Annotated in this window: 19 protein-coding genes and 1 tRNA gene; 7 read left to right on the forward strand and 13 right to left on the reverse strand. The window is 65.4% G+C overall.

Annotation, left to right across the window (positions count from 1 at the left end; all coding sequences use genetic code 11):
* Positions 1–47: 47 nt before the first annotated feature.
* From QP045_RS03940 to QP045_RS03980, 9 genes are all read right to left on the reverse strand, one after another.
* Positions 48–653, reverse strand: coding sequence for a retropepsin-like aspartic protease family protein (locus QP045_RS03940; RefSeq protein WP_422513657.1), 606 nt, complete (start codon positions 651–653; stop codon positions 48–50).
* Positions 650–1,414, reverse strand: a complete 765-nt coding sequence (locus QP045_RS03945) for an MBL fold metallo-hydrolase (RefSeq protein WP_422513658.1) — start codon at positions 1,412–1,414, stop codon at positions 650–652. The genes QP045_RS03940 and QP045_RS03945 overlap by 4 nt, the downstream gene beginning before the upstream one ends.
* Positions 1,411–2,190: a TatD family hydrolase gene (locus tag QP045_RS03950; RefSeq protein WP_422513659.1), complete on the reverse strand. Its 780-nt coding sequence runs from the start codon at positions 2,188–2,190 to the stop codon at positions 1,411–1,413. The genes QP045_RS03945 and QP045_RS03950 overlap by 4 nt, the downstream gene beginning before the upstream one ends.
* Positions 2,187–3,743, reverse strand: a complete 1,557-nt coding sequence (gene metG / locus QP045_RS03955) for a methionine--tRNA ligase (RefSeq protein ID WP_422513660.1) — start codon at positions 3,741–3,743, stop codon at positions 2,187–2,189. Before metG ends, QP045_RS03950 begins: the two co-directional genes overlap by 4 nt.
* A gap of 10 nt (positions 3,744–3,753) precedes the next feature.
* Positions 3,754–4,764: an AAA family ATPase gene (locus tag QP045_RS03960; protein ID WP_422513661.1), complete on the reverse strand. Its 1,011-nt coding sequence runs from the start codon at positions 4,762–4,764 to the stop codon at positions 3,754–3,756.
* Positions 4,761–5,414, reverse strand: a complete 654-nt coding sequence (gene tmk / locus QP045_RS03965; RefSeq protein ID WP_422513662.1) for a dTMP kinase — start codon at positions 5,412–5,414, stop codon at positions 4,761–4,763. Before tmk ends, QP045_RS03960 begins: the two co-directional genes overlap by 4 nt.
* Entirely contained in the window at positions 5,381–6,550 is a 1,170-nt protein-coding gene (locus QP045_RS03970; protein ID WP_422513663.1) for a D-alanyl-D-alanine carboxypeptidase family protein, read from the reverse strand. The genes tmk and QP045_RS03970 overlap by 34 nt, the downstream gene beginning before the upstream one ends.
* A gap of 22 nt (positions 6,551–6,572) precedes the next feature.
* Entirely contained in the window at positions 6,573–7,334 is a 762-nt protein-coding gene (locus QP045_RS03975; RefSeq protein WP_422513664.1) for an SPOR domain-containing protein, read from the reverse strand.
* A 79-nt stretch (positions 7,335–7,413) separates the two neighbouring features.
* Positions 7,414–8,439 (reverse strand): lytic murein transglycosylase, encoded by a 1,026-nt coding sequence (locus QP045_RS03980; protein ID WP_422513665.1) that lies wholly within the window; start codon positions 8,437–8,439, stop codon positions 7,414–7,416.
* 175 nt (positions 8,440–8,614) lie between these two features.
* On the opposite strand from QP045_RS03980, the gene QP045_RS03985 reads away from it, so the two are divergent.
* The 5 genes from QP045_RS03985 to QP045_RS04005 all read left to right on the forward strand — a co-directional run bounded on the left by QP045_RS03985 (position 8,615) and on the right by QP045_RS04005 (position 11,855).
* Positions 8,615–8,701, forward strand: a tRNA-Ser gene (locus tag QP045_RS03985).
* A gap of 196 nt (positions 8,702–8,897) precedes the next feature.
* Positions 8,898–9,545 (forward strand): outer membrane protein, encoded by a 648-nt coding sequence (locus QP045_RS03990; RefSeq protein WP_422513666.1) that lies wholly within the window; start codon positions 8,898–8,900, stop codon positions 9,543–9,545.
* Positions 9,546–9,879: 334 nt separating this feature from the next.
* A complete protein-coding gene (locus QP045_RS03995; protein WP_422513667.1) occupies positions 9,880–11,040 on the forward strand; it encodes a diguanylate cyclase domain-containing protein in 1,161 nt (386 codons plus the stop codon).
* Positions 11,041–11,117: 77 nt separating this feature from the next.
* Complete coding sequence (locus QP045_RS04000) at positions 11,118–11,636, forward strand: ferritin-like domain-containing protein (protein WP_422513668.1); 519 nt, start codon at positions 11,118–11,120, stop codon at positions 11,634–11,636.
* Between the two features lie 36 nt (positions 11,637–11,672).
* On the forward strand, positions 11,673–11,855 hold the full coding sequence (locus QP045_RS04005; RefSeq protein WP_422513669.1) for a hypothetical protein: 183 nt from the start codon (positions 11,673–11,675) through the stop codon (positions 11,853–11,855).
* Positions 11,856–11,913: 58 nt separating this feature from the next.
* On the opposite strand, the gene pncB is transcribed toward QP045_RS04005, so the two are convergent.
* From pncB to QP045_RS04020, 3 genes are all read right to left on the reverse strand, one after another.
* Positions 11,914–13,218: a nicotinate phosphoribosyltransferase gene (gene pncB, locus QP045_RS04010; RefSeq protein WP_422513873.1), complete on the reverse strand. Its 1,305-nt coding sequence runs from the start codon at positions 13,216–13,218 to the stop codon at positions 11,914–11,916.
* Positions 13,219–13,359: 141 nt separating this feature from the next.
* Positions 13,360–14,352: an AraD1 family protein gene (gene araD1 / locus QP045_RS04015; RefSeq protein WP_422513670.1), complete on the reverse strand. Its 993-nt coding sequence runs from the start codon at positions 14,350–14,352 to the stop codon at positions 13,360–13,362.
* Positions 14,353–14,401: 49 nt separating this feature from the next.
* Positions 14,402–15,967: an aldehyde dehydrogenase (NADP(+)) gene (locus QP045_RS04020; protein WP_422513671.1), complete on the reverse strand. Its 1,566-nt coding sequence runs from the start codon at positions 15,965–15,967 to the stop codon at positions 14,402–14,404.
* Between the two features lie 100 nt (positions 15,968–16,067).
* Here QP045_RS04020 and QP045_RS04025 point away from each other — a divergent pair, with 100 nt between their 5' ends.
* The gene (locus QP045_RS04025) at positions 16,068–16,826 is read left to right on the forward strand and encodes a FadR/GntR family transcriptional regulator (RefSeq protein WP_422513672.1); all 759 of its coding nucleotides are present in this window, start codon (positions 16,068–16,070) and stop codon (positions 16,824–16,826) included.
* 57 nt (positions 16,827–16,883) lie between these two features.
* Here the strand turns inward: QP045_RS04025 and QP045_RS04030 are convergent, their stop codons facing one another.
* On the reverse strand, positions 16,884–18,194 hold the full coding sequence (locus QP045_RS04030; RefSeq protein WP_422513673.1) for a sugar MFS transporter: 1,311 nt from the start codon (positions 18,192–18,194) through the stop codon (positions 16,884–16,886).
* Between the two features lie 138 nt (positions 18,195–18,332).
* On the opposite strand from QP045_RS04030, the gene QP045_RS04035 reads away from it, so the two are divergent.
* Positions 18,333–19,487, forward strand: coding sequence for an aldose epimerase family protein (locus tag QP045_RS04035; RefSeq protein ID WP_422513674.1), 1,155 nt, complete (start codon positions 18,333–18,335; stop codon positions 19,485–19,487).
* Positions 19,488–19,491: the final 4 nt, after the last annotated feature.

Here is a 19,491-nt window from a genome sequence, read left to right on the forward strand (position 1 = left end):
ACACGCCCCGGAGAAGGATATCGGAAAGTGCGGTAATCTGCATTATGTTAATCCCGCGACGATCTGGGTTCGAGAATGAGGGTATCCCGCTCTACCCGCCAGGACTCGAGCCGCGACAGGAAGTTCATTCCCAAAACGTCGATCTCTCCGAAGCTGGCGGATATGACCACCGGCAAGCTATGGGCCGTAAGCGCACCGATCGTCAGTTCATGAACGGCCCCGCGCTCTGCCGGAACGTCCCCGTTCGCTGTCGACAGCACCACCGGCCGGCCATCGCTCTCTACACCGGCGAGATCCGCCGTCCTTTGCGACAAGGCAGTCACCGTCGCGCCACTGTCGATCAACATGCGGCGCGGATGGCCGTTGACGCTTACGTTCGCCCAGAAATGCCCATCGGCCGATTGGCGGATGCGCACCGTCTCACCGTCGATCGTCTGCTCCTGAAGACCGAGCCGGCTCCCGATATTCCCGAAGATCCCTCCGAGCTCGTGGCGATATGCCACGACTACAAGGACCAGAACGCCGATGACTGCCCAGGCAAGCAGCGAGCGAAGGAGCGTCCCGGCCCGAGGCCGCTGCGCGGCCAAGGCTGAGATTGCCAGCACCAGCACGCCGACACCCCACAGCAGCTGCGCCTGGTTGTCTGCGTTCACGCGGTCCGTTCCAGCCCGTCATAGCCGGGTTCGACGTGCTCCGGCAGTCGCGACTTCAAGGTTCGATAGTCGAGGCTGTGGTCCATGTGGATCAACACGGCGCGTGGATTTCCGCAGGCTGCGATCAGCTCCAGCGCTCCATCGACGGTAGGATGCGTCGGATGGGGCGCGTCCCGCAACGCGTCGACGACCATCAGGTCGCACCCCCGGTACAGATCGCGCATCGCGGCGGTCGCCTTATGGAAATCCGTCGCGTAGACGATGGAGCGCCCGTCGTGGTCGAACCGGAGTCCTGCCGAAGATATCGTGCCGTGGGGCTGATCCGTTACCGATACGTCGATGTCGCCGATCCGCAGTCGATCCGGCAGAACCTCCGCCTCGACGGTCGCACGATATCCATCGCGGCCGAAAAAGACATAACCGAAGCGCTTCTGGAGCACGTCGAGCGTCGCCGCGCGGGCGTAGCCGCGGACCGGTCGTCCACGGACATGGAACACTTGGCGGAGATCGTCGATGCCGTGACAATGGTCGGCGTGATCATGGGTCCAAAGCACCGCGTCGACGTCGCTGACCTGAGCGTCCAGCAACTGCTGCCGCATATCCGGACCTGTATCGATGAGGATGCGGGTGGTGGCGGTTTCGATCAGCGCCGAGACGCGGGTGCGGCGATTGCGCGGATCCGTCGGATCACAGTCACCCCAGTCTCCGCCGATCCGCGGGACGCCGGACGATGTTCCGGAGCCGAGGATGCGGATCTTCACGCTACGGTTTTCGCAAACAGCGCGTGAAAGTTGGCGCGGGTCGCGTCGGCGAGTTCGTCGGCGTCCTCACCCCGCAGTTCGGCGAGGAAGCGGCAGGTGTCCGCGACATAGGCCGGCTCACCGGGGCGGCCGCGATGGGGCACCGGTGCCAGGAACGGCGCATCGGTTTCCACCAGCAGTCGCTCACGCGGGAGCCAGCGCGCCGTCTCCTGGAGTTCGCGCGCATTCTTGAACGTGACGATGCCCGAGATCGAGATATAGAACCCGAGATCAAGGGCTTGGCGGGCGAAGTCGCCAGTCCCGGTGAAGCAGTGGATCACGCCGGTGAAGGCGCCCTTCCCCAGTTCCTCTTTCAGGATCCGCGCGGTATCAGCCTCTGCGTCGCGGGTGTGGACGACCACCGGCAACCCGGTTTCGCGACAGGCGGCGAGATGTGAGCGGAAGCTCGCTTGCTGCCGGTCGCGATCCGAATGCTCGTAATAATAGTCCAGTCCGGTTTCGCCCAGGCCGACGACACGCGGGTGCGCCGCACGCTCTACCAGGCGCTGCGTGCCCACATCGGGATATTGATCCGCCTCATTGGGGTGGATGCCGACGGTCGCCCAGACATCCCCTTCCCGCTCAGCCGTCGCGATCACCGCATCCCATTCGCTTTCGCGCGTGGAAATGTTGAGCATCGCCACCACGCCGGAACTGCGCGCACGGGCCAGCACTTCGCCCTGTTGTTCTGCGACGCCCTTGTAGTTCAGGTGGCAGTGGCTGTCGGCAAGCTTCATGCGGTTTCCGTGACTTCCTGCAGGGTCAAGCGTGGGAAGATGGGCGCTGGTGGCGCAATGCGGAAGCCCGCTTCGCTTGCGCGCTGATACCACCCGCCGTCGTCAAGCGCAGCATGGTCGCGAGCATCCTGCCCAAGCTGGTCAAGCACCCGTCCCGCGGAAGTCGGGATCACCGGCCACACCACGATCGCAAGATCGCGTATCGCGCGCACCAGCGTGCCCAGCACTGCGTGCATGCGTTCCGGATCGGTCTTGCGCAGCGACCAAGGCGCCTGTGCGTCGATATACTGGTTGCAGGCAAAGACGCCGCGCATCCAGCTCTCCAGGGCCTGCGATAGCGATAGCTCTGCGAACTCACGCCGGAACTGCGCGCCCGCTTCCGCGACCTGTTCCAGCAGTGCGGCATCGGCCGGATCGCTGCGGCCGGGAAGCGGCAGCGCGCCTTCCAGGTTCTTGGCGATGAACGACAGCGTGCGCTGCGCCAGATTGCCGAAACTGTTGGCAAGATCGGCGTTGGCGCGGGTCACGATCGCTTCGTCCGAGAAGGTCCCGTCCTGCCCGAAACTGATGTCGCGCATCAGGAAATAGCGAAGTGCGTCGACGCCGTAGAGCTCGGCGAGCGCCATCGGATCGACGACATTGCCTGTCGACTTCGACATCTTTTCGCCGCGGTTCAGCAGGAAGCCGTGCCCGAACACGCGACGCGGCAGAGCGAGTTGGGCGGACATCAGGAACGCCGGCCAGTACACGGCGTGGAAGCGAACGATGTCCTTGCCGATGAGGTGCAGGTCGGCGGGCCAGAAGCGCGCGGTGTCGCCGCCGTCGGGATAGCCGGCGCCGGTCAGGTAGTTGGTCAGTGCATCGACCCACACGTACATGACGTGCCCGGGGCTCCCCGGAACCGGTACTCCCCAGTCAAAGCTGGTGCGCGAGACCGACAGGTCGGCAAGGCCACCCTCCACGAAGCGAAGCACCTCGTTGCGGCGACTTTCAGGCTGGATGAACTCCGGATTTGCCGCGTAGAAATCCAGCAGCCGCTGCTGATACTTCGAAAGCCGGAAGAACCAGGTCTCCTCGGCGGTCCACTCCACGGGGGTGCCCTGCGGAGAGAGGCGAACGCCCCCTTCCTCGTCGGTCAGTTCCTTCTCTTCGTAGAAGGCCTCGTCTCGGACCGAGTACCAGCCCTCGTAGCGCGACAGATACAGGTCGCCCGCGCCCGCCATCGCCTGCCAGATGGCCTGGCTCGCGGCATAATGCGCGGGCTCTACCGTGCGGATGAACCGGTCATAGGAAATATCAAGCCTGTCTGCCATCTCATGGAAATAGCTCGACATTTCGTCCGCCAGATCGCGCACTTCCATGGCGCGCTTGCGGGCGGTCTGGACCATCTTGAGACCGTGCTCGTCGGTGCCCGTCTGGAAGCGGACATCGCGGCCCGCCTGTCGGTGGAAACGCGCGATCGCGTCGGCGGCGATCATCTCATAGGCATGGCCGATATGCGGCTTGCCGTTGGGATAATGGATCGCGGTGGTGATGTAATAGGGCTCGGCCATGCCGTGTCCCCTAGTGCATCGCTCCGCGGGATTGAAGCCCGTCCTGCGGTGCAAGTCGCGCCAGAATGCCTGCCATCTCGAACACGGTCCCCTGCGCGTCGAGCGACAATGCCGGCGCAGCTGCCGCAAGGGCCCGTGCGGCCTGGTATGCCTCCAGCGCCGTGCGGAGCTCCGACCCGGTGCGCAGGCGTGCAGTCGCCGCAATGAAGCTGGGCGCGCGTTCCAGAAACGCTTCATAGCGCGCCTGGGCGGCCTTGCCGGCAAGAGCCTTGGCAAGCCTGCTGCGCTGCGCATTGCTGGGGTCCCCATCCTGCGCGATGGTTGCCATCGCTCGCTCGATCGCGGCGACGTCGAGCCCCGCAAATGTGAGGGCGCGCCCGGCAGAGCCGTCGCCGCCGCGGACAAGCGCGTCACACTCGACCTCGCTGACGTCGGGCATGGCCTGGCGCACCACGGTTGCGACCTCTTCGTCCGACAGCCGTTCGAACCGCAGCAAGCGGCAGCGGGAGCGGATTGTCGGCAGCAGGCGGCCGGCGGCATGGCTTACCAGCAGGAAGATGGTGCCGGCGGGCGGCTCTTCCAGATTCTTGAGCAACGCGTTGGCCGCCGCTGTTTCAAGATCGTCGATCGAGTCGATCACCACGACCCGCCGCTCGGACAAAGAAGGCTTCGTCGCGAACAGCGGCTGCAGTGCCCGCACCTGCGCGATCGGGATACTCCGCGCGAGGTTCTCGTCGGGTTTCGCCGGATCCTTGGGCTGGCGCGCCATCTCCCGGTAATCGGGGTGGGAGCCGGCCGCGATCAGCGACGCCGTACGGTCCTCGATCGGCAGCGGCCCGCCCCTGATCGGGATCCGCGGGTTGGCGGCATGGGCCAGCAGCCGCGCAGCCGCGATCCGGGCAAAGCTCGCCTTGCCGACGCCCTCGGGACCAGTCAGCAGCCATGCGTGATGAAGGCTGCCGCCTTCCGCCGCCGTGAAGAAGGCGTCGTGCGCGGCCGCGTTGCCGACCAGTTCGTTCACGGCAACAGGTCGGACAGCGCGTCCATCAGCCGTCCGGTCACGGCATCCGGCGAGCCGCTGGCGTCGACCCGGCGAATGCGGTCGCCCTCGGCGTCCGCAATGCGATCAAAGGCTGCGGCGACCTGCGCGTGGAACTCCGATCCCCGTGCGCCGAAGCGATCGGCAATCCCTTGGTCCCGCTCGAGCGCGCGCTCTTCGCCGGTCCCGGCCGGCAGCGTCAGCAGCAGCGTACGGTCCGGCAAAAGCCCCTTCGAGCCGAAGGCGTGCAGCGCCAGGATCGCCGCGTCATCGATCCCCTGGCCGCCCTGATAAGCGCGGGTGCTGTCGATGTAGCGATCGCACAGCACCCATTGCCCGGCTTCCAGCGCCGGCCGGATTCGCTTTTCGACATGGTCCGCGCGCGCCGCGGCGAACAGCAGGGCTTCGGCGTGCGGGCTCCAGCGGCTCACCTCCCCCTGCATCAACAGGCCGCGGATCGCCTCTGCACCTTCGCTGCCGCCCGGCTCACGCGTGACGACGACGTGCACACCGCGTGCTTCCAGCGCGGCGGCAAGGCGGGCGGTTTGGGTCGACTTGCCGACGCCCTCACCGCCCTCCAGCGAGATGAACTGGCCGCTCAAGCGCCGAACAGCGCCATCAGCCCCGCCCATGCGCGGCCGAAGAAGCCTGCCTCATCCACGTCCTTCTCCGCGACGAGCGGCAGGCGCTGCGGGTCCATCCCGGGCGAAGTGATCACCAGATCGGCAATGTGCTGCCCGGCCTTGATCGGCGCGCGGATCGGTCCCTGATAGACGACCGTGCCGGCGAGCTCCGTGGCGGCGCCTGCCGGGACGGTTACGTTCAGGTCGCGGGGCGCGACCAGACCGACCTTGCTGCTGTCGCCCATCTGGACATCGGCGGTCTCGACGAGCTTGCCCTTCTTTGCGATCGGGCGGGCGCGCCAGGCGCGGAAGCCCCACTCCATGAAGCGCACCGACTCCGCAATGCGCTGATTGGAACTCGTGAGGCCGGCGAGCACCATCACCAGGCGACGGCCGTTCTGCTCGGCCGAACCGGTGAAGCCATAGCCAGCCTCCTGCGTGTGGCCGGTCTTCAGGCCGTCGGCCCCGGCGACCCGGCCCAGCAGCGGGTCGCGATTGGCCTGGGTGATGGCGTTGCCGGCGCCCAGCGTCTTGCCCCAGGTGAAGCTCTCCAGCGAGTAGAAGCGCTTGTAGAGATCGGGGAAGTTCTGGATCGTGGCGGAGGCGAGCTTCGAAAGATCCCGCGCGCTGACGAAGGTGCGGCCTTCATCCGGCCAGCCGTTGGACGTGCCGAACTGGCTGTTCGTCAGCCCCAGTTCCTTGGCGCGCTGGTTCATCAGGCTCGTGAACGCCTCTTCGGTGCCCGCAACACCTTCCGCAAGCACGACGCAGGCGTCGTTTCCGGAAAGGGTGATGATGCCCTTCAGCAGATCGTCGACGCTGACCTGTTCATTGGGGGACAGGAACATCGTGGAGCCCGCGGCGGGGCCGTGCCAGCGCTTCCACGTCTCCGGCCGAACCGTGAACTTCTGGTCGAGCTTGAGCTCGCCCTTCTTGATCAGGTCGAACGCGACATAGGCGGTCATCATCTTTGCCATCGAAGCCGGCGGCATCCGCCTGTCGGCATCCTTGGCATAGAGGATCGCGCCCGAAGACAGGTCCTGCAGATAGGCAACGGGAGCCGGCGTTTCGAACGGCGGCGGGGCAGCGACCGACGGCGTTACGGCGACGGCGGAGAGCAGGACGGCAGTGATCAGCTTCTTCATCGTGGGATGTCCAGGGCCTTGGTCAGTCGTTGCGAATAAGTTTTGCGTCACCATAGCCGCGGGCGATGGCTTGCGCACGCGCGCGTTCTGCTGCGGCCGCGCTTGAAAATGGTCCCATCCGCACGCGCACCAGCGAGCCGGCGGGAACGGTGAAGCCACCGAGCTCGCGTGCCAGCGCTTCCGCGCGGGTTGCGTCTGAAAGGGCCGCCACCTGGACCGCCCAGCCGCCTTCTGCTGCCGGTGCGCCAGCGGGCGCCGGCGCGCTAGGAAGAGACGACAGCTGGCTCGGCGGCAGGTCGACGGTCGCGATCGGCGCCGGGCCTGCCGGCGGAACGGAGGGAATGGATGGCTGTACCGCAGGCCGTTCCACCGGTGCGCCGGTGGGCGCTGGCGGAAGGCGTTTCCGGAGCGCGGCGAGCAGGACTTGTGGCGCGTCGATGCGGGTCAGGCTGCCGCCCGCCGCCGCAGCGCGATCCTGCGGCGCGACGGTGACTTCCCGGACGCGGACGGGTGCGCCAGCTTCGCCAACCCCAAAGGCTTGTGCAGCGACGGGTGACAGCGTGAGGATATACCCCGCCGGCACCTCGGCCTGTTTACCGACCCTCGCTACCACCGTACGGCCCGTCCGGAGCAGCGTCAGTTCGACGAAGCTCCCCACCGGCAGCGTCGGATGGACAACGAACACGTCCTGCGCCGCATCGGCGGATCGCTCCGTCGCAGCCCAGCCGACGGCGTCATACCGCGTCTGCACCGACATCGCTTCGCCGCCCACCGGCGTGTTCATGTTTGCCGCGGCCGGCTGCTGCGGCGCGGGCGGCAAGGAATTGCCAGCACATCCCGACAGCAGCAGCACGGCAACCGCGCTAGCGTGCGACTTCATCGGCCAGCAGCCCCACGGAAAGCGCGTAGAAGTTCGAGCAGTTGTAATCCAGGATTACGCGATAGTTGCCGGTGAGCAGGTACGCCGTCTTGCCGGGGCCATCTGGCTCCAGCAACGTCGCCTGGATGCTGTCGTCCGGCCAGCGACCGGTAAGCGGCGCCACGCCAAGCCGCCGCCATTCGGCCATGGTCCGCCAACGGGTATGCCGTTCATGGACGCGGGGGCATCGCGGCGAGCGCGTAGGCGATGTCAGCGCCCCGCGATCCAGCCCCGCCGGAACCGTCACGGCGACGCCCCAGGGCTGCCCGGCACGCCAGCCGGCGTTCACGAGATAGTTGCCGATCGAAGCCAGCGCGTCGGCTGCGTTGGTCCAGATGTCCGCACGCCCGTCGCCATCCCCATCCCGCGCCAGGCGCAGATAGATGGACGGGAGGAACTGCGGGTATCCCGTGGCCCCAGCCCAGCTTCCCTTCAGGCTGTCGCGCGGAACCCCGCGATCGACCATCTTCATGGTCGCGATCAACTCGGGCTCGAACAGGGTGCGGCGACGCCCTTCATAGGCGAGCGTTGCAAGCGAGCGTGGCAGGTCGAAGTTGCCGGTATAGCCGCCATAGTTGGTCTCATGGCCCCAGATCGCGACCATGATTGATTCGGGAACGCCGGTTTCCTGCTCGATGCCCATCAGCTTGGGCCGCTGTGCGCGATAGGCGTCGCGGCCGCGGCTGATCCGTGCGGCATCGACGTGCCTCGCCTTGTACGGCGCAAAGGCAGGAATGCTGCTGGGACTGGTGCCGCCGGGCTGGCCGCGGTCGAGCTCAACCACTCGGGGATTATAGGTAAGCCCGCTCAGTACGGACGCGATCGCGCGATCGCTTACCCCTTCGGCGCGCGCCTTGGCGGCAACGCCCCGAAGATAGGTCTGAAAACCAGCCTCATCCTGCGCTGCGGCCGAGCCGCTGAACGTCATCATCCCTGCAAGGGCGAGCAGCCCCTTGCCCCATTTACGCATACTAGGCTCCCGCACGTGAAACGGCTCTGTGCCACAGGCGAGACGCCGGGCGAAACCCCTTAACCGTCAGGAGACTTGCACAAACCCGACAAGCCGCCGTAAGCGCGCTGTGTGCGGAGACATGGCCGGGCGGTTCAAGGCAGCGGTCTTGAGAGCTGCCCGCCGGTATCGGTATGGAAGAGTGTCCGAGTGGTTTAAGGAACCGGTCTTGAAAACCGGCGAGCGGGTAACCGTTCCGTGGGTTCGAATCCCACCTCTTCCGCCGAACCCCTGCCGTTTTGGGACCCTTTTGTTCATCAGCGCTGCGAGTGGAGCGTCCGTATGACGCAGGCGAGAACCGCGTACGCGATGGTCGCGGCTACGGCTGCCCTCCAAGTACTGTTACCGGTGTTGCGGCCTGTCATCGGCCGGTATCGCTGCTATCCGGAGAATGGTCGCCCGGATAACGGAGGTGCGATATGAAATATCTAGTCGCGGGCACGCTTGCGCTGCTCGTCGCTGCGCCCGCCGCGGCGCAGTCCGGCCCTTCAGTGACCTCAGGCGGGCGCGTCGAAGCACGCTTCGGGTGGGACCGGGCCGAATTCAAGGACAGGATCTTCGCCGGAGATCTGGCAATAGAGCGCAAGGACGGCAAGAGCGGCATCGCCTATGGCGTCGAGGCCGGGTACGACTACGTCCTGGACACGTCGCCCATTCTGATCGGCGCCTATGCCGGCCTCGCGGGGTCGAATATCAAGGATTGCGAGCGCACTCCCTTCGGCGATCGCTTCTGCCTGAAGCGTGGCCGCAACATCACGGTAGGCGCCCGTGTTGGTTACGTCTTGAGCCGCGGTGTCGTGTATTTGAAGGGTGGCTACTCGAATAGCCGGCTGAAGCAAAAATATACGGATGCGGATTTTCCGGAGCTCAATTTCAACGAGGGAAAGAACTTTGGTGGCTTCCATCTTGGCGCCGGTGGTGAAGTGATGATCACCGACAGCGTCTACGGCAAGCTCGAATATGTCTACACCGACTATTCAAACGAGAAGTCCTTTGACGACGGGGTGTACGAGAATTTCGGGTCAAAGCGGCATCAGATTGTCGCGGGCGTGGGCCTCCGCTTCTGACGAATCTGGGCGGCGAGCAGCAGGGATAGCATGTTGCAACCGTCGAGCCCACTCGCCGCCCCGCCTGTTGCGCAGGCTCGGACCTTGGTGCGAGGCTATAGCCGCAGGGTGAACACCGGCCGGTAGAGTTCGCTCGAATTGCGGGTGGCAGAGTGGTCGACTCAGCGGCCTGCAAAGATAGCGAAGGGGTAACTCCTTCGCTGGGTTCCAATCCCACTTTCGCCGCCAACCGGTTCTGCGGCGCGTCTAAACAATCGTGCTTGGCGCCAGTTCCATCACGATAGAAATTTCCCTCGGGTTGAAGTATATCCCCCGCCGGGGACCCGACTGAACGATGCATTTAGACCTTCTCACCTTGTATGGTCTCGCCATCGGGACGTTGCTGGTTAGCGCGGCGATGACGCTGTGGGAGCGGCAGGCCCGGCCTGAACGATCGACGGCGCTCGGCATCTGGGCTGGCGGATATGCGCTGCTCGCCGCGGGTTGCGGCCTGGCGATCGCGCGGACGCATCTGCCCGCACCCGGGGGCTGGGCGCTAAGCAACCTCGTGATCCTGTCGGGATATCTGCTGATCCTGAACGGTATCGGGCACGTCAACGGGCGACGGTACGGCCAGCTGTCGGCAGGGATCCTTGCGGTGGTGGCCCTGGTCTGGGCAGCCGGCGGGTTCGCGAACCAGGCGATGTTCTGGAATTACTGGTCGGCATTCCCGATTGCGCTGGCGTGCGGCCTTGCCGCTCGGGAGCTCCTGCGGGACGGGCCGCTGCGCTCGATGCGCTCCCTACCCCTCCCTGTCGCGATCACCGGGGGGCACGCGATCTTCTATGCGTTCCGGTCCCTGGTGCTGCCGGTGCTGGTGGCGCATCACGGCGGGGATATCCTGCCAGCGGTTGGCGAAGCCACATTGTACGAGGGCGTGCTCTACTCGGTGGCGATGCCAATGGCATTGCTCGCGCTGGTGCGCGAGGAGGCGCAGGGGCATCTGTTGGCCGCATCGCGCACGGACTTTCTGACCGGCCTTGGCAATCGCCAACGCTTCTTCGAGGAAGGCGTCCCGATGCTGCGTGGAGACGCGCCCCTGTCGCTGCTCGCCTTCGACCTGGACCATTTCAAGACGATCAATGACCGCTGGGGCCATGCCGCGGGCGATGAAGTGTTGAAGTCCTTTGCGCGCGTGGCGCGGGAAATCGTCGGCAAGGACGCGCTGCTCGTCCGCCTCGGCGGCGAGGAATTTGCAGCGCTGTTGCCCGGAGAGGATAGTTGGGGTGCGCAGCAAGTCGGCGAGGCGGTCGCACGGCGTCTCGCCGCCACCGGCAATGGCGAAGACGGCCGCATCCGCGCGACCGTCAGCGTGGGTGTTGCCGAATACGGGGTTGATGGCTCGGACCTGCAGACCCTCATGTCTACGGCTGACCGCGCCCTCTATGCCGCCAAGGCGATGGGTCGCAACCGGACGGCTTTTGCCCGCCCGCTGACACTCGTCACCCACGCTTGAGATCGCCCGCCAGGGTCTCGCAGGGAACCTCTCCTTCCCTCCGCGCGCTTTGTGCGGGCAATCGATAGGAGGTGCCTGTGGCAACTACGAACGAAGTCATCCGTCCACTTTTCATCGTCGGCCTGCGCGATGTGCACGCGGTGGAGCATCAGGCACTGGCTCTGATCGACCGCCAGCTCGATCGGCTGAAGAATTACCCTGAGGTAGAGGCCCGCCTGCGCAGCCACCGCACGGAAACCGAGCAACAGATCAGCCGCGTAGAGCAGATCCTGGCCGATCTTGGCGAAAGCCATTCGAGCATCAAGGATCTGGGCCTCACCATTTCAGGCAACCTCGCCGCGCTCAGCCACACCATCGCCGGCGACGAGATCATCAAGAACAGCTTTGCCAATTTCGCGTTCGAGAACTTCGAGATCGCGAGCTACACCGGCCTCATCACGCTCGCGCAGGATGGCGGGTTCGGCAACGTCACCTCGTTGCTGGAACAGTCGCTTGCGGAGGAACAAGCGATGGCCGACTTCGTGATCGGCGGCATTCCAAAGATCATGCGCACCTTTGTCGACCTGAAGGTCGCGGGCGAAGACGGCAGCCGCTGATCCCTGGCTGGACGTTCACCCCGAAAAGGACCTGTCATGCCCCTGGCCCCTGACCCCCGTGGCCGCCCGCCGATCAAGCGCCTTGCGATCATTCTCGTGATCGTCGTCTTGGTCGCTGTTGTCGTCTTCGTGGGCTATAACATCAGCCATTATCAGCAGATCAACGAAGAGGGGCCTTCCGGCCAACCGGCGCCGGCTGCGCAGCAGCAGGCTCCGTAACGGCAAGCCGCTTGCAAGACCTTCGGGTCCGCAAGCGGCGCTTGCCCGCGGGCACTGGCTATACGTCCACCGCGCTAGCCACCCGATCTTCCCCGCCGAACACGCGCAGATAGCGGGCGATCTCGTCCGGTTCGCCGGTCGCCTTGGCGGGATTGTCTGAGAGTTTCACCGCGGGGCGACCGTTCACCCGCGTGACCTTGCAGACAAGCGAAATCGGCTCCAGCCCGTGTGCGCCGTCCGGGTCACAATCCCGAAAATCGTTGGTGAGGTTGGTGCCCCAGCCAAAGCTCATCCGCACGCGCCCGTGGAAATGGCGATACACCTGCTCGATCGTGTCGACGTCCATCCCGTCCGAGAAGATCAGCAGCTTGGTACGCGGATCGACGCCGTGCTTCTGCCACCACGCCAGGATCTGCTCGCCTGCGGGGATCGGCGGCGCGCTGTCGGGACGGAAGCCGGTCCAGTCCGCTACCCAGCGAGGCGCGTTGGCTAGGAACGCCGTCGTGCCATAGGCGTCCGGCAAGGCGACCAGCAAGTTGCCGCCGTAATGCTGGCGCCATTGTTCGAGGACGCGATACGGCGCCCCGGCGAGCTCGGCGTCGTTGTTGGACAACGCTGCCTCCACCATCGGCAGCTCATGCGCATTGGTGCCGATCGCCTCCAGGTCCGCGTCCATCGCCAGCAGGACGTTGGAGGTGCCGATGAAACGGCTCCCCAGCCCCTCCTTCAGGGCATCCACGCACCAGCGCTGCCACAGGAAACCGTGGCGGCGGCGGGTGCCGAAGTCCGACAGAACCAGATCGGGCAGTGCGCGCAGCCGCTCGACCTTTTGCCAAAGCTTCGCCTTGCCGCGGGCATAGAGCACATCGAGCGCAAAGCGGCCCTTGTCCTGCATCGCGGCCCGGGCACGGAGCTCGTTGAGGATGGTGAGCGCAGGGATTTCCCACATGGTCGTGTGGGTCCAGGGGCCTTCGAAGCGCAGCGCATATTGGCCGTCCTGCTTCTCCAGCACATAGGGGGGCAGCTGGAACTCCGAAAGCCACTGGATGAAGTCCGGGCTGAACATCCGCGCCGTTCCATAGAAGCTGTTGCCGGCGAGCCAGATCAACTCCTTCTTGGCGAAGCGCACCGTGCGCGCGTGATCCAGCTGCGCGCGAAGCTCGGCTTCGTCGATCACATCGGCGAGACGGACCGACCGGGTCCGGTTGATGACGGAAAAGGTCGCCTGGACGTCCGGATACACGTTCCGGATCATCTGCAGCATCAGCAGCTTGTAGAAGTCGGTGTCCAGCAGGCTGCGGACGATAGGGTCGAGCCGGAAATTGTGATTATAGGTCCGGGTGGCGATGTCGGTGAAGACCATCGGGGACATCCTGTGCAGTGGCGCGCGGTCAAAGCCGCGCCGGCTATGCCCCTCGTCGCGAGAGAGCATCTCCACTGCAAGCCCTGCAGGGGCCGGAAAGTTGCTGCCCGGCCCCGCTGCGCGGAAGCCGGGCAGGCTGGATCAGAGTGCGCGAACGGTTACCGGAACCTCGGCTTCCCGCGCGAGCGGGTTGCGCAGAGGCAGGGTAAACGGCGCGGCTTCGATCTCGAACACGTCGCCGGTTTCCGTCTTCACGCCATCGCTGAACGACAGCGTTGCCGTGCCGAAGAAGTGGATGTGGATGTCGCCCGGACGGCGAAACAGTGCGTATTTGAAGTGATGCGCTTCCAGGTTCGCCAGCGTGTGGGACATGTTGTCCTCACCCGAAAGGAACGGCTTTTCCCAAAGAACCTCGCCGTTGCGGAGAATGCGGCTGCTGCCGCGCACGTCCGACGGCGGCGTGCCGACGACGATCTCCGGCCCTAGCGACGCCTGCCGCAGCTTGGAATGTGCGAGCCACAGATAGTTGTGACGCTCGGTCACGTGATCGCTGAACTCGTTGGCGAGGCACAGGCCCAGGCGGAACGGCGTTCCGTCCGGACCGATCAGGTAGATGCCTGCCAGTTCGGGCTCTTCGCCGCCATCCTGCGCGAACGCCGGCATCGACAGCGGAGCACCCGGTGCAACCAGCTGCGATCCATCGCCCTTATAGAACCATTCCGGCTGCTGGCCGACCTGGCCGGGAGCGGGCTTGCCGCCCTCGACGCCTTCCAGGAACATCCGCATCGAGTCCGTCTGCTTTTCGGCAGAAGCGGCCTCGCGGTGCATCTTGTCACGGCCTTCGGCAGAGCCGAGGTGCGTGAGGCCGGTGCCCGTCATCACGACGTGCGCCGGATCCTCATGGTCGATCGGCGCGATCAGGTGTCCGGCTGCGAACTCTGCGGCGAGGTCGACCGAAGCCCCCTCCCCGCAAGCTTTCACCGCATCCGCAAGGCTGGTGCCCTCGGCAATGGCGCGGGCGGCAAGCGCCCGCACACTGTCGACACCCGGCACGATCGCAGCTCGGTCGCCCTGGGCCGCGATCACCGATCGCGTGCCGTCGGGCCCCCGATGCTGCAACAAACGCAACGTCATCCTAATTCCTCCCCTAATCGAACGCCGCGGTTGCGGTCGCCGGGATTGATCAATCGTTCTGAAGCTTGCCGTCGATCAGGCGCGGCAGGCCGGCCTGGGCACCGTCGCGCAGATCCTGCGGCAGCAGTTCCGGCAGCAGGTTCTGGTACGACACCGGACGCAGGAAGCGATCGATGGCGAGGCTGCCGACCGAAGTCGTGCGACCATCGGACGTGGACGGGAACGGCCCGCCATGAACCATGGCATGCGTCACCTCCACGCCGGTCGGCCAACCATTGGCGAGGATGCGGCCCGCCTTGCGCTCAAGCACCGGCACCATCCGCGCTGCCAGCTCGGTATCGCCGGCATCCATGTGCAGCGTCGCCGTCAGCTGACCCTCGGACGCGACCAGAACCTGACGGAGTTCCTCTTCGTTGCGGCAGCGCACCAGGATCGACGACGCACCGAACACTTCGTGCCCAAGCGCCTTGTCGGCCAGGAAAGCCTCTGCCGTGGTCGAGAAGAACGCGGCCTGACCCTGGGTCACGCCCTCACCCACCTTGCCGCGTGCGATCGTCTCGACGTTCGCGTGCGAGGCGAGGTTCTCGACGCCCTGGCAATATGCCTGGTGGATGCCCGGGGTGAGCATCGTGCTCGCGCCTGCGTCGGTCAGCGCGGTACGTGCTGCCTCGACGAACGCGTCCAGCCCTTCGCCTTCGATCGCGAGTACCAGGCCCGGATTGGTGCAGAACTGGCCGGCGCCCATCGTCAGCGAGCCGACAAAGGCGGTGCCGAGCGCTGCGCCGCGCGCCTTGAGCGCCTCCGGCATCAGCAGCACGGGGTTGATGCTCGACATCTCGGCATAGACCGGGATCGGAACCTCGCGCGCCTGCGCGAGCTTGACCAGGGCCAGGCCGCCCGCACGCGAGCCGGTGAAGCCGACCGCAGTGATGCGCGGATCCTGGACCAGCTGCGAACCGAGCTCGTTGCCGGGACCCACGAGGTGCGAGAACACACCCTCGGGAAGACCGGAAGCAGCCACCGCGCGGCGGATGGCGTCGGCAACCAGTGCGCCCGTCGCGGGATGCGCCGGGTGACCCTTCACGACGACCGGGCAGCCTGCCGCGAGTGCCGAGGCGGTGTCGCCACCGGCGGTCGAGAAGGCGAGCGGGAAGTTGGATGCGCCGAACACGGCAACCGGGCCCAGCGGGATCATGCGCAGGCGCAGGTCAGGGCGCGGCAGCGGCTGACGATCCGGAAGCGCGGGATCGATGCGCAGGCCAAGCCAGCCGCCGGCACGGACCACGCCGGCAAACATCTTGAGTTGACCGACGGTACGTCCGCGCTCACCCTCCAGGCGCGCGCGCGGCAGGCCGCTCTCCCGCATGGCCGTTTCGATCAGTTCATCGCCAATCGCGAGAATCTCTTCGCCGATCTTTTCCAGGAACGCCGCGCGGGTCTCGCGGTCGGTCGAACGATACACGTCGAATGCTGCTTCGGCTGCTGCACAGGCGGCTTCGACATCTGCCGGGCCGTGAACAGCGAACGGCTCACCGTAAGGCTGGCCCGTGTCGGCGGAGATTGAGCGAAAGCCGGTATCGCTGGCCCGGTCGAGGGTTGCGGTCTGGTTGGTCATGGTGGCTCCTTATTTACTCGGACATATTAAAGCGGTGCCGGCTTGGCAATCGTTCGTTCCGCATACAAAACACAACTACGGCCTGAATGGGGAGATAGGGATGACCGATGCGAAGGGCGAGGGCGACGCGACGAATGCGGCGACACCCGCGGCGCGTCGACCGCGCGGAACGGGCCGGCGGCTGCGAGGCGCAATCGCGCACAAGCTTGGGCTGGCCATCGTATCCGGCGAATATGCTCCGGGAGATACGCTCTCGGGAGAGGTGGCGTTTTCGGAAGCACTGGACGTGTCGCGCAGCGCCTATCGAGAGGCGGTGCAAGTATTGACGGCAAAGGGGCTGGTGGAGAGCCGGCCAAAGGCCGGAACGCGCGTGCTTCCCAGAAGCCGGTGGAACTTGCTTGATCCGGATGTGGTCGCCTGGGCTTTTGCCGGAGATCCCGACATCCACTTCATCCGCAGCCTGTTCGAACTGCGTGCCATCGTGGAGCCGGCCGCGGCCCGCCTTGCGGCGGAGCGCCGGGACCGTTCGGACCTGAAGGCGATGAAGGACGCTCTCGCGGCGATGCGCCGCCATACCCTGGCGACGGACGCGGGGCTGGCCGCCGACCGCGATTTCCACGACGCGGTGCTGCGTGCCACCCGCAATGACGCGCTGGTGGTCCTCAGCGCGAGCATCGGTGCGGCGGTGAACTGGACGACGCAGTTCAAGCAGCGTTCGCGTGCCCTGCCCCGCGATCCGCTCCCCGACCATTTCCGCGTGTACGAGGGAATTGCCGCGGGCGATCCGGAAGCGGCGGGCGCGGCGATGCGCGCGCTGGTGGAACTGGCGCTTGAAGATACCCGCTACGCCATGACGTGATACAAAAAGGGCGCCCCCGCAGTAGCGGAGGCGCCCTCGAAGTTCAGGGATCAAGGCTTAGTTGATCACTTCCGGATCCGGCAGCGCATGCGTCGGCTTGGAGCCCCACAGCGCGTAGAACAGGATGTAGAGTTCGCACACTGCGGTCAGCAGGAACGACATCTGCAGACCGACCGTATCGGCCAGCCAGCCCTGCACCACGACCAGCGCGCCACCTGCAATCGCCATGATCAGCAGGCCCGAACCTTCTTCGGTGAGCGGGCCGAGGCCCTTGATACCCAGCGTGAAGATCGTCGGGAACATGATCGAGTGGAACAGGCCGACCGCGATCAGCGACCACATCGCGACGTGGCCGGTCGTGAAGGTCGCGAGAAGCATCACGATGAATGCGCCGACCGCGAAGGCAGCCAGAACCTTCTCTGCCGCAACCTTCTGCATCAGGAAGCTGCCAGCAAAGCGGCCGATCATCATGCCGGCCCACAGCAGGGCCAGATAGCGCGATGCCTGCTCGTGCGTGATCGCGGCAATATCGGGCTGCGACACGAAGTTGATGAACAGGTTGGCGACGCCGATTTCCGCGATCAGGTAGATGAAGATCGCGGGGACGCCCCAGACAAGGTTGCGGTGCTTCCACAACGACATGTCACGACGGGCTTCGCGCGAGACGCGCTGCGTCGCCTGGCCGATGGCCGGCAGCGGGAAGCGGGCGATCACGAACGCCAGGACGACCAGAACCGCCGCGACGATCAGGTAAGGCAGAATGACGGACTGGGCATCCGCATAGCGCTCTGCGGCGGTCAGCGTGGTGCCTGCCTCCGCGGTGCCGCCCTTCGAACGGCCCAGGATCAGATAACCGGCGAACAGCGGTGCGAGCGTGGTGCCGAGCGAATTGAACGCCTGCACCAGGTTCAGCCGCGACGAGCCGGTTTCCGGCGGACCGATGACGGCAACATAGGGGTTGGCCGCGACCTGCAGCAGCGTGATGCCGCTCGCGATGATGAAGAGCGCGGTGAGCACGACCCCGTAGGACGGGATCTTTGCTGCCGGCACCATCAACAGCGCACCGGCTGCCATGATGACGAGCCCGGTCACGATCGACTTCTGGTAGCCGATCCGCTCGATCAACTTGGCCGACGGAATGGACGCCACGAAATAGGCGATGAACCATACAGATTCGATCAGCGTCGTCTGTGTATAGTCGAGTTCGAAAACACTCCGGAGATGCGGAAGCAGAGTGTTGTTGATGACGGTGATGAAGCCCCACATGAAGAAGAGGCTGGCAAGCAGCGTCAGTGCGGGCCTGTAGCTTGCACCGGTCCCATGATGGGCGCCTGGCGAAGCTGCGGAAGAAGTTGGCGGCAACGCCATGCATCCTGTCTCCTATGTGGAAGCCGAAGCGGTCGCGCTGTTCCCCAGCATCTGCTGCGCGGCTTGCCCTGGTGAATTTTGTCTGACTATATAGCCCCGAAAGGCGCGTCAACGGCGTCGATACACAAGGACGGGATAATGCGGAAGGTGGGCAACGAAGGGGTTGTTCTGGCGCTTTTGGCAGCAGCCACAACGGCGCTGACAGGAGGCGCGGCGACCGCCGCGCAAGTACAACGGGCCGCTGCCGGCACGCTCAAGGACGGTACTGCGGTCGAAGCAATCACGCTCGTTGGGGACAATGGCGTTTCCGCCCGCATCCTCACCTATGGCGCGACCCTGCAGTCGCTGATCGCGCCCGATCGCGACGGCAACAAGGCGGACGTCGTGCTCGGGTATGACGACCTGTCCAGCTATGTGGATCATCCGAACTATTTCGGCGTCACGGTCGGGCGGTACGCGAACCGTATTGCCGGCGGTGCATTCACGCTGGATGGCAAGCGTTTCCAGCTGCCGCTGAACGACAAGACCAACTCGCTGCATGGCGGCGGCAATGGTTTCGACAAGAAGGTCTGGCGCGTCGTCTCCGTAAAGAACGGCCCGGTCGCGAGCGTTGTGCTGGCCCACCGCAGCCCGGACGGCGATTCCGGATATCCCGGTCAGTTCGACGTCACCGTCACCTACTCGCTCGACGACAAGGGATCGCTCACGATCGCGTTCGACGGCAAGACGACCAAGCCGACCGTGGTCAACATGACCAACCATGCGATCTTCAACCTGGCTGGCGAAGGTTCGCCGATGGGTGCGACGGGTCACCGGCTGACCGTCCCCGCCGCGACCTATACCCCGGTCGATGCCAAGCTGGTGCCGACAGGCGAGCGCCGCCCGGTCGCCGGCACCGTGTTCGACTTCCGCAGCCCGCGCGTCATCGCCGACGGCATTCGCGACGGCAACGACCAGCAGATCCGCTACGGCCAGGGCTATGACCACAACTTCGCGCTCGACAAGGGCGTGACGGCGAAGCCCGAACTGGCTGCCCGCCTGGAGGATCCGGAATCGGGTCGCGTGCTCGAGGTTCTCAGCACGGAGCCTGGCCTGCAGTTCTACACCGGCAACTTCCTCGACGGTACGTTCGTTGGTAAGAAGGGTCATCTCTACCGCATGGGCGACGGCATCGCGTTGGAACCACAGAAGTTTCCTAACGCACCCAACCAGAAAGATTTTGTTTCCGCCCGAGTGGATCCCGGCAAGCCATACCGGCATGTCATGATCTATCGCCTTTCCACGACTCGCTGACCGG

Origin of the sequence: Sphingomonas sp. 3-13AW (assembly GCF_049311085.1) — a bacterium.
Taxonomy (GTDB): domain Bacteria; phylum Pseudomonadota; class Alphaproteobacteria; order Sphingomonadales; family Sphingomonadaceae; genus Sphingomonas.